The sequence below is a fragment of the Gemmata obscuriglobus genome (genome assembly GCF_008065095.1).
Lineage (GTDB): Bacteria > Planctomycetota > Planctomycetia > Gemmatales > Gemmataceae > Gemmata > Gemmata obscuriglobus.
The window spans coordinates 5,488,540-5,502,011 of record NZ_CP042911.1; the positions used below are offsets into that span (position 1 = coordinate 5,488,540).

Annotated in this window: 9 protein-coding genes and 1 pseudogene; all 10 read right to left on the reverse strand. The window is 70.4% G+C overall.

Features of this window, described 5'->3' with window-relative positions; all coding sequences use genetic code 11:
- Positions 1–121: 121 nt before the first annotated feature.
- Positions 122–223, reverse strand: a pseudogene (locus GobsT_RS22930) (IS5 family transposase); the annotation flags it as partial.
- Between the two features lie 2,926 nt (positions 224–3,149).
- Positions 3,150–3,491 carry a hypothetical protein gene (locus GobsT_RS22955; protein ID WP_010043902.1) on the reverse strand — a complete coding sequence of 114 codons (342 nt, stop codon included), beginning with the start codon at positions 3,489–3,491 and terminating at the stop codon, positions 3,150–3,152.
- A gap of 1,044 nt (positions 3,492–4,535) precedes the next feature.
- Positions 4,536–4,940, reverse strand: a complete 405-nt coding sequence (locus GobsT_RS22965) for a hypothetical protein (RefSeq protein ID WP_010043904.1) — start codon at positions 4,938–4,940, stop codon at positions 4,536–4,538.
- Between the two features lie 64 nt (positions 4,941–5,004).
- The gene (locus tag GobsT_RS22970) at positions 5,005–5,160 is read right to left on the reverse strand and encodes a hypothetical protein (protein ID WP_232068411.1); all 156 of its coding nucleotides are present in this window, start codon (positions 5,158–5,160) and stop codon (positions 5,005–5,007) included.
- Between the two features lie 3,579 nt (positions 5,161–8,739).
- Positions 8,740–9,006, reverse strand: a complete 267-nt coding sequence (locus GobsT_RS38070; protein ID WP_010043908.1) for a hypothetical protein — start codon at positions 9,004–9,006, stop codon at positions 8,740–8,742.
- An 80-nt stretch (positions 9,007–9,086) separates the two neighbouring features.
- Entirely contained in the window at positions 9,087–9,530 is a 444-nt protein-coding gene (locus tag GobsT_RS23015) for an SMI1/KNR4 family protein (protein ID WP_010036179.1), read from the reverse strand.
- A gap of 558 nt (positions 9,531–10,088) precedes the next feature.
- Positions 10,089–10,538, reverse strand: a complete 450-nt coding sequence (locus GobsT_RS23025; RefSeq protein ID WP_010038110.1) for a hypothetical protein — start codon at positions 10,536–10,538, stop codon at positions 10,089–10,091.
- 899 nt (positions 10,539–11,437) lie between these two features.
- Positions 11,438–11,596 carry a hypothetical protein gene (locus GobsT_RS38915; protein WP_197905139.1) on the reverse strand — a complete coding sequence of 53 codons (159 nt, stop codon included), beginning with the start codon at positions 11,594–11,596 and terminating at the stop codon, positions 11,438–11,440.
- A 461-nt stretch (positions 11,597–12,057) separates the two neighbouring features.
- Positions 12,058–12,438 carry a hypothetical protein gene (locus GobsT_RS23040; protein ID WP_010043914.1) on the reverse strand — a complete coding sequence of 127 codons (381 nt, stop codon included), beginning with the start codon at positions 12,436–12,438 and terminating at the stop codon, positions 12,058–12,060.
- 494 nt (positions 12,439–12,932) lie between these two features.
- Positions 12,933–13,376, reverse strand: coding sequence for an SMI1/KNR4 family protein (locus GobsT_RS23050; protein WP_010036179.1), 444 nt, complete (start codon positions 13,374–13,376; stop codon positions 12,933–12,935).
- Between the last annotated feature and the right edge of the window lie 96 nt (positions 13,377–13,472).

The following is a 13,472-nucleotide window of genomic DNA, read 5'->3' on the forward strand; positions in this document are numbered from 1 at the left end:
CCCGAACCGAAGTACGAGGGGAAGCCGCTCGCCTACTGGGTGGCGCAATTTCAAAAGGGTGTAACCGGCCGGGCTCTCGCGGAAAGCAACGTTTTCAAGAGTCTTTAGGGCGTGTGGACAGTTACCGTAGCAAGATCATAATGGATGCAATGTGAACGAATGCGAGGGAGTTGCGCGCGGTTTTGTCGTACCGTGTCGCAACCCGTCGGTATTGTTTGGCCTTAGTACTACTCCGTTACTTCGCCACAACTAATTAAATTGTCGCGATTTATGGCGAGCTACACCTACAGGTCCGTGCCCCCGCAATGGGTTCAAATCCCAGCGATTCTGGCTAGTCCGTTCACGAGAGCAGCAAACATTCCGCCTTGGCAGTGAGCATTCCATTTGACTCAAGTCCAGATCCTACAAGATGTTCCGTCAAGGTGCATTCCAGAGGCGTGTGCATAACACGTCGTAAAATAAGCAGTTGTGGCGAGGTAACGGAGTAGTATTAAGCCCAGAGAATTCGTCCTCGGGGTAAAACAACTTCGATGATTGCTTGAGTCGCTGGCGAAACTCGCCGGTTGCCGACGCAAGTGCCTCCTTGAAGTTCTCGGCAAGTGCGGCATCAAGGAAGTGAGTTGCCACCTCTCGTACCCACAGCTCTTCGAGTTCCCGGTTCTCGCGAACGTTCGGAACCGCCACCAGTACGACGACCGCACAAGCTACGACATACACCCTGGCGCCCTCCCTGGCCGAACGTAAAGCTCACCTGCACCGCCATCACACGATGAGCGGTGCGTCCCGAATCCGCGGGCGGTGTCAGGTGCAGCGCCGGGTTCGGCTCACTGACCTCCGCGGTTCCGGGCGACACGCGCCGCACCGCGGCTCCGCGGAGCCCGTGCCACCGGTGCGGCCGGGCGGAGCACCCCCAACCCGATGCGCCGTGTCGCGACACATCGGAGGCCACCCACCACCGCCACCCGCGGCGATGAGCCGCGCCCGCCACCCACGGGCGCCACGCGGAGCACCACCGACACGAACCGCCGTGTCCCCACCCGCGCCCGGCCACGCCCAACCACACCTCGCGGCGGCGAGCCGCGCCAGACCCGATCGGCACCACGCGGAGCGCCACCGAACCGACACGCCGTGTCCGCACCCGCCACCGGCCGCGCCCACCGCACCTCGCGGCGACGAGCCGCGCCACACACCCACGGGCACCACGCGGAGCCCGACCCTCGGGATTCACCTTCGCGGACCACACGCCCACCGCCGCACGCGCGATCGAGCAACTCGGGTGGCCGAACAAATAGCTCACCTGCACCGCCAGGATGAAGTGCGCATGACAACGGTGGCCGATGGCGGTGTCAGGTGCAGCGCCGGGTTCGGCTCGCTCACGTCCGCGCCGCGCATCCGCGGATGCCCGCGCCACCGATGCGGCCACGCGGAGCACCGCCGACCCGGAGCACCGTGTCGCCGCACGTCGGAGGCCACCCACCACCCCCACTCGCGGCGACGAGCCGCGCCGACCACCGACCGGTGTTGGCGGAGCGCAACCGACCCGAACCGCCGTATCCCCACCCGCCGCCCGCCACGCCCAACCGCACCTCGCGGCGGTGAGCCGCGCCAGCGACCACCGGCACCACGCGGAGCCCGACCCGCGGGCGTCACCCACGCGGACCACACGCACACCGCCACCGCACGCGCGCTCCAGAACGCGAGGGTGACCGAACATAAAGCTCACCTGCACCGCCCCCTCCCAGGGAGCGATGCGTCACAAACTCGCGGGCGGTGTCAGGTGCAGCGCCGGGTTCGGCTCGATGCCCTCGGCGGTTCCGAGGTGGCACGCTCAGCATCGCGGCTCCGCGGAAGCCCGCCCACCGTCGCGGCCGAGCGGAGCACCACCGACCCACCCGCCGTGTCCCGGCCCATTGGAGGCTGGCACCAACCGCACCTGGCGGCGACGAGCCGCGCCAACCACCAGCGGGCGCCACGCGGAGCACCACCGACCCGAACCACCGTGTCCCCACGCGCCGCCGGCCACGCGCACCCGCACCTCGCGGCGGCGAGCCGCGCCAGACACGACCGGCACCCCGCGGAACCCGACACAAGGGTTTCACCACCGCGGACCACACGCCTCGCACCGCCGCACGCGCACTCATGCACGCGATGGTTGCCGAACGAACAGCTCACCTGCACCGCCATCATACCGTCAGCGGTGCGTCACAAACCCGATGGCGGTGTCAGGTGCAGCGCCGGGTTCGGCTCGCTCACGTCCGCGGGTCCGGGGCACACGCCGAGCGCTGCGCATCCGCGGAAGCCCGCCCACCGGTGCGGCCACGCGGAGCACCGCCGACCCGGAGCACCGTGTCGCGACACATCGGAGGCCACCCACCCACCGCCACCCGCGGCGATGAGCCGCGCCCGCAACCGATCGGTCTCGGCGGAGCACTACCGACCCGAACCGCCGTGTCCCCACCCGCACCCCGGCCACGCCCAACCGCACCTCGCGGCGGTGAGCCGCGCCCGCGACCACCGGCACCACGCGGAGCCCGATGCGCGGGGGTCACCGTCGCGGACCACACGCCCAGCTCCGCCGCACGCGCATTCATGCACGCTCGGGTTGCCGAACATACAGCTCACCTGCACCGCCATCATCGGATGAGCGGTGCGTCGCAATATCGCATGGCGGTGTCAGGTGCAGCGCCGGGTTCGGCTCGCTGACCTCGGCGGTTCCGGGGCACGCGCCCCGCGCCGCGCGTCCGCGGAGCCCGCGGCACCGGTGCGGCTCTGCGGAGCAGCACCGACCCGACGCGCCGTGTCGCGGCCCACTGGAGGCCACCCACCACCGCCCCTCGCGGCGATGAGCCGCGCCAGCCCCGACCCGTATCAGCGAAGCCAACACCGATACGCACTATCGTGTCCCCATGCACCGCTGGCCATGCCCAACCGCACCTCGCGGCGGCGAGCCGCGCCCGCCACAGACCGGCACCACGCGGAGCACCACACGCGCCGTTCACCCACGCGGACCACACGCCTACCGCCGCACGCGCACCCCGCGCCCTTCTGGTGGCCGAACAATGAGCTCACCTGCACCGCCTGGGTGACGTGAGCACCACAACTATGGCCGATGGCGGTGTCAGGTGCAGCGCCGGGTTCGGCCTCGGCCCTCACGCGATCAACCGGTGCCGTTGGCTCACTATCTGCTCGAACACAGACCAGCCATGCCCCTCGACGAGTCGGGTGAGCGCCTCGGCCGATGTCCGCACGGGATCATAGCGGACCTGGACCCACACCACGGTGTACACGCCTCCTGTGACGGCCGCCAACTTGTCCCCATCGCACAGTTCGTCCGCCAACTGGCCACGGCTCTTAATGACCGTCAGAGAGTACCGAACAGCGTCGCCGTGGGACTCGGCGAACGCTGCGAACAGGAACTCAGCCCCGGCGAGGCTCGCAGCGAGGTCGCCAAGGTTCCGAACGTCTACGCAGTTGAGAAGGCCAAGCGCCATCCGAAGCCCTCGGTTGGCCGAACCAGGAGCTGAGCTGCAAGCCGCCCCTCTCAGGGCGGTCTCCCCTTGCTCCCGCGACGGCTGGTCAGCTCCAGCGGGGGGTTCGGCCGACGGCCGCCTCCTTCCGCCAGAGGATGAGTGAGCGTTGCAGCTCAGCTCCTGGTTCGGCCGCCGCCGGATGAGCTCAGCCCACCGGGGACATCGCACGGCGGGAGATCACCATGCGACCTCAGGCCGCTCGGATCGGCGGGCCCTCGTCGGTCGCCTTCACCAGGGGGGAGGTGGCGACAACCTTACGACCGCCCGCCGATCCGCGGCGCTTGCAACCACCTCACGGCGGCGGCCGAACAAATAGCTCACCTGCACCGCCACATCCCGAGCAGCGATGCGTCATAAATCAGCGGGCGGTGTCAGGTGCAGCGCCGGGTTCGGCTCGCTGACCTCTGCGGTTCCGGGGCACGCGCCCCGCACCGCGCATCCGCGGAGCCCGGGCCACCGGTGCGGGCAGGCGGAGCACCACCGACCCGAACCGCCGTGTCCCGGCCCACCGAGGGCCGCCCACCACCGCACCTCGCGGCGACGAGCCGCGCCGACCACACCCGGGCACTACGCGGAGCACCACCGACACGCACCGCCGTGTCGCGGCTCACTGGAGGCCGCCCACCACCGCCACTCGCGGCGATGAGCCGCGCCCGTTACCACCGGCACCACGCGGAGCACCACCGACCCGCAATCACCGTGTCCGCACCCGCTCCCGGCCACGCCCACCCACCACTCGCGGCGGTGAGCCGCGCCCGTCGCACTCGGGCACCACGCGGAGCCCGACACTCGCCGTTTACCACCGCGGACCACACGTTCAGCGCCGCACGCGCACTCATGCACGCGATGGTTGCCGAACGATGAAGCTCACCGGCCCGGCCGCGACACCCGCGGCCTGAACGACAAACGGATGAGCACTGAAAAACCGGGCAGATGGCCGGGTCCGGTGCAGCGCCGGGTTCGGCGTGACTCTGCTGCACAATCAGTTGCGCGCGACGCCGATACTCACCACTCTCGCCATTCCTCCGTGATGTCATGCACGCTCGAAACCAGCCCGGCTCGTTGTGCCGCAGCAATGATTAACTCGCAGAGCTGCTCACGCTGGTCGGTCTCGATGAGAGAGCCATCGCATCGGTCGTTCAACTTGTTCAGCTTGATGACCGCCGTCTTCACAGCCTTGAGGATGGCCTCGTTCTTCTTGGTTTCCGGCACTCCCTCCAGCGCGGCAAGCAACTCATCGACGATCTTTGCACACCTGTCGATGTCGGCCTGCGTGTACCCCGCGTCGAAATCCTCGTCGAAGTCCGGGTCGGCCTCGCTCTCGGCCGCGCCGAACTTCATGTAACTGACCATGCCGTCAATGGCAGCCTTCCGAAGCCGGAGGAGGTCTTGCTTGGTGGGCTTCGCCATCCGTGAACCCTCTTGTGCCGAACATAAAGCTCACCTGCACCGCCATGATGCAGGCCGCAATGCGTTACAGAGCAGCCGGCGGTGTCAGGTGCAGCGCCGGGTTCGGCTCAATGCCCTCGGCGGTTCCGGGCGCGCTCAGTGTCGCGCATCTGCGGATGCCCGCGGCACCGGTGCGGCCGAGCGGAGCACCACCGACCCGCACCACCGTATCCCGACCCATCGGAGGCCGCCCAACACCGCACCTCGCGGCGATGAGCCGCGCCCACCACCGGCGGGCGCCACGCGGAGCACCACCGACCCGAACCGCCGTGTCCCACGATACCACCAGCCACGCCCAACCGCAGCTCGCGGCGATGAGCCGCGCCCGCCCCGACCGGCACCACGCGGAGCACGACGCACGGGGTTCACCCACGCGGACCATACCGTCAGCGCCGCCGCACGGGCGATCATGCACGCGATGGTTGCCGAACATAAAGCTCACCTGCACCGCCCGTCCCGAGGAGCGATGCGTCACAAGTCAGCCGGCGGTGTCAGGTGCAGCGCCGGGTTCAGCTCGCTTACCTCGGCGGTTCCGGGCCTCACGCTGAGCGCCGCGCATCCGCTGTGCGCGTGCCACCAATGCGAGCGTGCGGAGCACCACCGATCCGACGTACCGTGCCGCGGCCCACCGGAGGCCGGCACCAACCGCCACCCGCGGCGACGAGCCGCGCCAGCCCTGATCGGCACCACGCGGAGCCCCACCGACTCGCGCCACCGTGTCCCCACTCACTGCCCGCCACGCCCAACCGCACCTCGCGGCGATGAGCCGCGCCGGCCACTCGCGGGCACCACGCGGAGCCCGACACGCACTGTTCACCTTTGCGGACCATACGTTCAGCGCCGCCGCACGCGCGATCGAGCGCCTTGGGGTTGCCGAACGTAAAGCTCACCTGCACCGCCATCACCGGATGAGCGATGCGCTCCTGATCAGCCGGCGGTGTCAGGTGCAGCGCCGGGTTCGGCTCGCTCACATCCGCGCCGCGCATCCGCGGATGCCCGCCCACCGGTGCGACCGGGCGGAGCACCACCGAACCACGGCGCCGTGTCCCGACACATCGGGGGCCACCCACCACCGCACCTCGCGGCGACGAGCCGCGCCGCCCCCCCCCGGGCACCACGCGGAGCGCCACCGACCCGAACCGCCGTGTCCCACGACACCGCCGGCCACGCTCACCGCAAGCTCGCGGCGACGAGCCGCGCCCGCCACCGCCGGCACCACGCGGAGCACCACACGCGCCGTTCACCCACGCGGACCACACACCCACCGCCGCACGCGCGCTCCTGCACGCGAGGGCGGCCGAACAAATAGCTCACCGGCCGCGGTGTGAGCGACACGGTCTACAAACAGCGCATTATACAGCGGTCCGGTGCAGCGCCCGGTTCGGCTTCTGCGCGGGCATGTGCGGTTCCGCGGAGCCCGCGCCCGCGTCGCGGTTCCGCCACCGACACGCGCCACCGGGCCGCGGCACACCGGTGGCCACCCACCACCGCACCTCGCGGCGGTGAGCCGCGCCACCCACCCACGGGCCACACGCGAAGCCACCACTGACACGCACCACCGTGTCCCCACGCGCTGCCGGCCACGCCCACTCGCACCTCGCGGCGGTGAGCCGCGCCCGCACCCACGGGCACCACGCGGAGCCCGACGCGCGCGGTTCACCCACGCGGACCACACGCCCACCACCGCCGCACGTGCGCTCACGGCACGCGATGGTAGCCGAACAAACAGCTCACCTGCACCGCCCGTCCCGATGAGCGATGCCTCCCGAATCAGCCGGCGGTGTCAGGTGCAGCGCCGGGTTCGGCTTCTGCGCCCACCGTCGCGGTTCCGCGGAGCCCGCGCCCGCGCCGCGCATCCGCGGAGCCACCACCGACCCGCACCACCGTGCCGCGGCACACCGGTGGCCGCCCACCACCGACACCCGCGGCGGTGAGCCGCGCCCGCCAACCACGGGCACCACGCGGAGCACCACCGACCCGCACCACCGTGTCCCCACCCACACCGGGCCACGACCACCCGCACCTCGCGGCGGCGAGCCGCGCCAACCACCAGCAGGCCACACGCGGAGCCCGACACCCGGGGTTCACCCACGCGGACCACACGCCCACTACCGCCGCACGCGCGCTCCTGCACGCGATGGTTGCCGAACATAAAGCTCACCTGCACCGCCATCACCGGATGAGCGGTGCGCCCCCAATCAGCCGGCGGTGTCAGGTGCAGCGCCGGGTTCGGCTCCCTGACCACCGCGGTTCGGGGGCACACGCCGAGCACCGCGGCTCCGTGGATGCCCGCGGCACCGGTGCGGCCCTGCGGAGCATCACCGACTCCGCGCCCCGTGTCCCGGCCCACCGAGGGCCACCCACCACCGACACCTCGCGGCGGTGAGCCGCGCCCGCCACCAACGGCGCCACGCGGAGCACCACCGACACGACCCGCCGTGTCCCGGCACACCGGAGGCCACGCCCACCGCCACACGCGGCGACGAGCCGCGCCAACCACCCACGGGCACCACGCGGAGCGCCACCGACCCGCACCACCGTGTCCCCACCCGCACCCGGCCACGCCCAACCGCCACTCGCGGCGGCGAGCCGCGCCAGACACCCACGAGCACCACGCGGAGCCCGGCGCGCGGGCGTCACCCACGCGGACCACACGCCCAGCACCACCGCACGGGCGCTCGCGCGGCTTTGGGTGGCCGAACGAACAGCTCACCTGCACCGCCAGGATGAAGTGAGCATCACAACTGCGGCCGATGGCGGTGTCAGGTGCAGCGCCGGGTTCGGCTTCTGCGCTGGCATGTGCGGTTCCGCGGAGCCCGCGCTTGCACCGCGCATCCGCGGAGCCACCACCGACCCGCACCACCATGCCGCGGCACACCGGGGGCCACCCACCACGGCACCGCGCGGCGATGAGCCGCGCCGCCCACCGACCGGTATCGGCGGAGCACCACCGATTCGACGCGCCGTGTCCCCACGCGCCTCCGCCCACGCCCAACCGCACCTCGCGGCGATGAGCCGCGCCAGACACGACCGGCACCACGCGGAGCACCACACGCGAGGTTCACCCATGCGGACCACACGCTCAGCGCCGCCGCACGCGCGCTCCAGAACGCGAGGGTGGCCGAACGAACAGCTCACCTGCACCGCCACCACCGGATGAGGGGTGCGTCACAAACCCGCGGGCGGTGTCAGGTGCAGCGCCGGGTTCGGCTTCTGCGCTGGCATTTGCGGTTCCGCGGAGCCCGCACCCGCACCGCGCATCCGCGGAGCCACCACCGACACGCACCACCGTGCCGCGGCACATCGGGGGCCACCCAACACGGCACCTCGCGGCGATGAGCCGCGCCGACCACCGACCGGTCTCGGCGGAGCGCCACCGACCCGAACGGCCGTGTCCCCACGCGCCCCCGGCCACGCCCAACCGCAACTCGCGGCGGTGAGCCGCGCCAACCACCGACCGGCAGCACGCGGAGCCACCACCGTCTGGTGCCCCGCGGACCACACGCACGCGCGCCGCACGCGCACTCATGCACGCGAGGGTGGCCGAACATACAGCTCACCGGCCGCGGGACCACGCGACACGGTCGGGAAAGTACGTATTTGACCGCGGTCCGGTGCAGCGCCGGGTTCGGCTTCTTCGCTCACCGTCGCGCATCTGCGTAGCCCGCGCCCGCATGGCGCATCCGCAGCGACCGCGCCCACCGCCGCGCATCCGCGGAGCGGGACCGGCACGCCGGTGTGAGTCCCCGGCCATAATAACTCAGCCGCTCGGAGCAGCGAATGCACAGGTCCCACCCACCCTGACCTCGGCCACATCCGTGAGCGCGAAGTTCATGAACGCCCCAACCGGGATGGAACCCGCCGCGACAGTCAGGATCTCGGCAATGACATCGCCGCCGGCATCCGCGTGAGCCGTCGAGATGACCCGCACCCCATACGCCTCGCCGTCGTAGAAGCGGATCACTGCATCCGCGGATGAGCGATCTAACTCGTGCAGGAGAGATAAGAGGTTGCCGTCTATCGCCACCTTCGCGCCTCCGTCTCCTTCTGCCGCCGAACATAAAGCTCACCTGCACCGCCATCACCGGATGAGCGGTGCGCCCCCAATCAGCCGGCGGTGTCAGGTGCAGCGCCGGGTTCGGCGTTTGGGGATAACCCGGCGGCCAGGAACGCGGGGAACGAAGGGGCCATCTCGTGGATGCCGCCAAAGTCGTGATCCTCGACCAGCACTCGCCCGGACGAGAGCTCGATGCCGAACGGGTTGCCGCCGCCATCCCAACCGATGATGAACACTCCTCGCATGTGCCAGAACTCGTTGTCCGCTCGGAACTGGCGGTGCGAATCGGCCAACTCGGGCAGCCCGTCGATCCACTCGCCGTCACCGCCCACGCGCCCGCCGCACACCGTCAGGTACTCGCGGAACGCTGGCGGGATCGTCCCGAACTCGACCTCGAACGCCCGCAGGTCGCCCTCGGCGGCCGGCGGGTGGCGTTCCTCCTCAGGGCAGGCGTGCCACGCCGCGACAAGGAGTTGCCGCAGTCGCTCGTTCACATGCAAGCCCTCTGTGGCCGAACATAAAGCTCACCTGCACCGCCATCATCGGATGAGCGGTGCGTTCCGGATCAGCCGGCGGTGTCAGGTGCAGCGCCGGGTTCGGCTCGCTGACCTCGGCGGTTCCGGGCGACCCGCCTCGCACCGCGGCTCCGCAGAGCCCGGGCCACCGGTGCGGGCGTGCGGAGCACCGACCCGATGCGCCGTGTCGCGGCACACCGGAGGCCGCGTACCACCGCCACACGCGGCGACGAGCCGCGCCCGCCACCGGCGGGCGCCACGCGGAGCACCACCGATCCGAACCGCCGTGTCCCCATGCGCGGCTGGCCGCGCCCAACCGCACCTCGCGGCGACGAGCCGCGACCGCTACCCACGGCACCACGCGGAGCACCACACGCACGGTTCACCCACGCGGACCACACGCCTCGCACCGCCGCCCGCGTGTTCCTGAACGCCCGGGTGGCCGAACATAAAGCTCACCTGCACTGCCAGGATCGAGTGAGCAACACAACGCAGATCAGATGGCGGTGTCAGGTGCAGCGCCGGGTTCGGCGCGCTTTAACCCCACATTACTTTTTCTGGCAGCAAGCCGGGCTGGTTGAAGATGATCCAGAACGAGTGCGCATTCATCAGGTCGCCCGTGCCATAACCCACCTCGGCCACGTCACCTTTGAAGTGGACGCATTCCAATTGGAGCTGCTCTCGGAACAATTCCGGGTTGGTGATGGACGATCTTAACTCCTCAGCCCATTCTGTCCGCTCCCACCAAGAGTACATCCGATCTACTACGAGTTTCAGCATTGTGGGCTCGTTCTCGCAGATCCACGCGACGTGCCCTCGAATCGTTTCGAACTCGACGCCGGACATCGGCACCGCCTGATCGGTGGGGAAGATGTACCCCATCACACGCCGCCCACCAAATGCCCCGACACGAAATCTCCACCACCGCCATTCCTCATCCCAGAGGACCGGCCCGAGCGTTCCGTCGCGGATCAGGCTATCGTCCACGCTTACCTCGGGCGGCCGAACAATGAGCTCACCTGCACCGCCCGTCTCGATGAGCAGTGCGTTCCGAATCAGCCGGCGGTGTCAGGTGCAGCGCCGGGTTCGGCGGCTTCGCGCTGGGAGTCTGGACTGAACCGACTGCCTCCCGCCCACCACTCACGGAACTGAGGCGGTACAACGTTGGGCGGTTGACCGGAGGCGGCTCCCGGGCACGGTGCTTGGTTCTGAACCACGATGATACCCACGGCGCGAAAGGAGAGGAACTCCGTCGTGGCCCAGTTCCGGGATGACCGAAAGATGCCCGCCTGTCTGGTGACCCAGACTTGAACGCTCGGACCGCCCAACCCGTTCCACCGCAACCCACGCCCGACCGCGGGCGGTTCGTCAAACACTTGACACTCGTTGGGCTCCAGGCCCAGTGCCACCAGCACTTCGCCGACCGTTCGCCCGACGAGCAAACCACAGTCTCGGGTCAGGAGGTGTTTCGACATTCGCCGCGCGCCCCTCTGGTTGCCGAACAACAAGCTCACCTGCACCGCCATCATCGGACGAGCGGTGCGTCACAATACAGCGGGCGGTGTCAGGTGCAGCGCCGGGTTCGGCTCGCTGCCGTCCGCGGTTCCGGGCGACACGCTCCGCGCCGCGCATCCGCGGAGCCCGGGCCACCGGTGCGACCGGGCGGAGCACCACCGACTCCGCGCGCCGTGTCCCGGCCCACCGGAGGCCACCCACCACCGCCACACGCGGCGGTGAGCCGCGCCGACCACCGGCGGGCGCCACGCGGAGCACCACCGACCCGCACCACCGTGTCCCTATCCGCACCGGGCCGCGCCCACCCGCACCTCGCGGCGACGAGCCGCGCCAGACCCAACCGGCACCACGCGAAGCCCCACTGCACCGTCTCACGCGCCGCGGACCACACGCACACCGCCGCCGCACGCGTGATCGAGCGCCTCGGGGTGGCCGAACAATGAGCTCACCTGCAACGCCATCACCGGATCAGCGGTGCGCCCCAAGTCAGATGGCGGTGTCAGGTGCAGCGCCGGGTTCGGCTCGCTCACGTCCGCGGTTCCGGGGCACACGCCCCACGCCGCGCATCCGCGGAGCCCGCCCACCGGTGCGGCCGAGCGGAGCCACCACCGACCCCACGCGCCGTGTCGCGGCACGCCGGAGGCCACCCACCACCGCACTTCGCGGCGACGAGCCGCGCCCGCCCTGACGCGCACCACGCGGAGCACCACCGACCCGACCCGCCGTGTCCCCACGCACCGCCAGCCGCGCTCAACCGCACCTCGCGGCGGCGAGCCGCGCCAGACCCGACCGGCACCACGCGGAGCCCGACACGCGAGATTCACTCACGCGGACCACACGCACACCACCGCCGCACGCGCGCTCCTGCACGCTCGGGCGTGCCGAACAACAAGCTCACCTGCACCGCCATCACACGATGAGCGATGCGTCCCAAGTCCGATGGCGGTGTCAGGTGCAGCGCCGGGTTCGGCGTCTTGGCGCTGCCAATCACCTACCCGTCCCAGCCTGTGCCGGCCCGATCGCGAATCCAGCCGTCCAACACCTCCAGGGCAGACGCCTGGGCTGAGTCGGCCACGCCCCACGGAGGGATGGGGCCGGGGTTGGGCAGGCCCATGCCGCTCGGCGGCCAATGCCACCCTCCGCCCGCGATCCGGCAGCCGGTCAGCCGCCCGGACAAGCCGGCCATGAGTGCCTGAGGAACGGCGTCCAACGCCTCTACCACCGACGGCAGATCGGTGGGAAAGTCCAGCACCGCGAAGGCAAACCGATCCAGCAGCCAGCCGCTTGTCTCGGTCGCGGTCACCACCTCGCGCTCCCACAGGCTCACACGCCGCGCCACGTCCGACTTCAGCGTTGCGAGAGGAAACAGCATCGCGCCTCCGCCGCCGAACAAACAGCTCACCTGCACCGCCCGTCCCGATGAGCGATGCCTCCCGAATCAGCCGGCGGTGTCAGGTGCAGCGCCGGGTTCGGCTTCTGCGCCCACCGTCGCGGTTCCGCGGAGCCCGCGCCCGCGCCGCGCATCCGCGGAGCCACCACCGACCCGCACCACCGTGCCGCGGCACACCGGTGGCCGCCCACCACCGACACCCGCGGCGGTGAGCCGCGCCCGCCAACCACGGGCACCACGCGGAGCACCACCGACCCGCACCACCGTGTCCCCACCCACACCGGGCCACGACCACCCGCACCTCGCGGCGGCGAGCCGCGCCAACCACCAGCAGGCCACACGCGGAGCCCGACACCCGGGGTTCACCCACGCGGACCACACGCCCACTACCGCCGCACGCGCGCTCCTGCACGCGATGGTTGCCGAACATAAAGCTCACCTGCACCGCCATCACCGGATGAGCGGTGCGCCCCCAATCAGCCGGCGGTGTCAGGTGCAGCGCCGGGTTCGGCGTTTGGGGATAACCCGGCGGCCAGGAACGCGGGGAACGAAGGGGCCATCTCGTGGATGCCGCCAAAGTCGTGATCCTCGACCAGCACTCGCCCGGACGAGAGCTCGATGCCGAACGGGTTGCCGCCGCCATCCCAACCGATGATGAACACTCCTCGCATGTGCCAGAACTCGTTGTCCGCTCGGAACTGGCGGTGCGAATCGGCCAACTCGGGCAGCCCGTCGATCCACTCGCCGTCACCGCCCACGCGCCCGCCGCACACCGTCAGGTACTCGCGGAACGCTGGCGGGATCGTCCCGAACTCGACCTCGAACGCCCGCAGGTCGCCCTCGGCGGCCGGCGGGTGGCGTTCCTCCTCAGGGCAGGCGTGCCACGCCGCGACAAGGAGTTGCCGCAGTCGCTCGTTCACATGCAAGCCCTCTGTGGCCGAACATAAAGCTCACCTGCACCGCCATCATCGGACAAGCGATGCGTTCCAGATCAGCGGGCGGTGTCAGGTGCAGCG

Excerpts from the sequence above, each read along its gene's own strand:
- GobsT_RS22955 (WP_010043902.1), bottom strand. The coding sequence starts at position 3,491 with ATGGCGCTTGGCCTTCTCAACTGCGTAGACGTTCGGAACCTTGGCGAC.
- GobsT_RS22965 (WP_010043904.1), bottom strand. The coding sequence starts at position 4,940 with ATGGCGAAGCCCACCAAGCAAGACCTCCTCCGGCTTCGGAAGGCTGCC.
- GobsT_RS22970 (WP_232068411.1), bottom strand. The coding sequence starts at position 5,160 with ATGGGTCGGGATACGGTGGTGCGGGTCGGTGGTGCTCCGCTCGGCCGC.
- GobsT_RS23040 (WP_010043914.1), bottom strand. The coding sequence starts at position 12,438 with ATGCTGTTTCCTCTCGCAACGCTGAAGTCGGACGTGGCGCGGCGTGTG.